The following is a 1,160-nucleotide window of genomic DNA, read 5'->3' as shown; positions in this document are numbered from 1 at the left end:
CGGTAGTCGGGATGGGCGCGCCAGCTGACGTCGTGCAACAGGCAGGCCGCCTTGACCAGCCGGCGTTTGCTGTGACGGGCGCCGCTGAACAGCGGGCTGACAAATTCATACAGGGTGCCGCCGAACCCGGGCACGCGGGCATCCTTGGCTTCGGCAAAGCGCGAGGCCTCGATCAGCGGGTCGCGGGCGCGCAGCCGCTGCGGCATCTGCTCATACAGCAGGCCCTCGCGGATGCCATAGCTGGAGACGGCGATATCCTTGGGTTTGAAGGTCTTGACCAGCCGCGACAGCACGTCGATCGCATAAGGCACCAGCGACATCCGGCTGGAGGAGATACCGCAGGCGTCGCGCAGCTTGTCCAGATTGCAGGTCTCGATGTAGCGGGCGGTTTCGCGCACATCCTTGGCCGACATCCGGTATTCGTGCAGCACCTTCAGCGGATAGCTGCGCCGGTGCATGTCGATGCGGGCAATGGCGCGCCAGCTGCCGCCGACCAGGAACAGGCGGTCGCGCTGTGCGCCCATCTCGCCTTTCAGCTGTTCGATCACCTCCTTGATGTGGGCTTTGCGGCCCTTGCGCCCGCCCTTGATGTCGCGCAGCTTCAGCGGCCCCAGGGATGATGTGACCCGCCGCCCGACCGAGTTCTCCTGGATCTCCGCCAGCTCCATTGACGAACCGCCGATATCGCAGACTAGCCCATAGGCGCCGGGCCAGCCCAAGAGCACCCCCTGGGCTGACAGCCTGGCTTCTTCGCGCCCGTCGATGACGTGGACTTTGAGGCCCGTCTCGCGCAACACCTCGGCGCAGAATTCCGGACCGTCCTCGGCATCACGCACCGCGGCGGTGGCGACGGCGGACAAGGGCGGCAGCCCCATGCCCTTGGCCAGATGCTGGAACCGGCGCAACGCCGACAGCGCCCGCTCGCGGCCTTCGGGGTTCAGGCGGCCGGATTCCGACAGGCCGGCCCCAAGCGCGCACATGATCTTTTCGTTATAGAAATAGGCCGGGCTGCGGGCGGCGCCGTCGAACACCACCAGCCGGACCGAGTTGGAACCGACGTCGACGACCCCCACCCGCGACAGCGCCCGGGCTCTGGGGTCATCAAAGATCGGGCGGCCGAAGGGCCCCCAATCGGCATTGGCGGCGGCGGGGTCCTGGGT

The 1,160-nt window shown here is 67.3% G+C and carries 1 protein-coding gene; it reads right to left on the bottom strand.

Annotation, left to right across the window (positions count from 1 at the left end; all coding sequences use genetic code 11):
• Positions 1-1,160: Ppx/GppA family phosphatase (locus A2I95_RS40510; protein WP_291737959.1), on the bottom strand; the 1,160-nt coding region annotated here is incomplete at both ends.

The sequence above is a fragment of the Leisingera sp. F5 genome, assembly GCF_001593695.1.
Note: the sequence above shows the minus strand (reverse complement) of the source record. Positions and strands in the feature narration are given on the sequence as shown.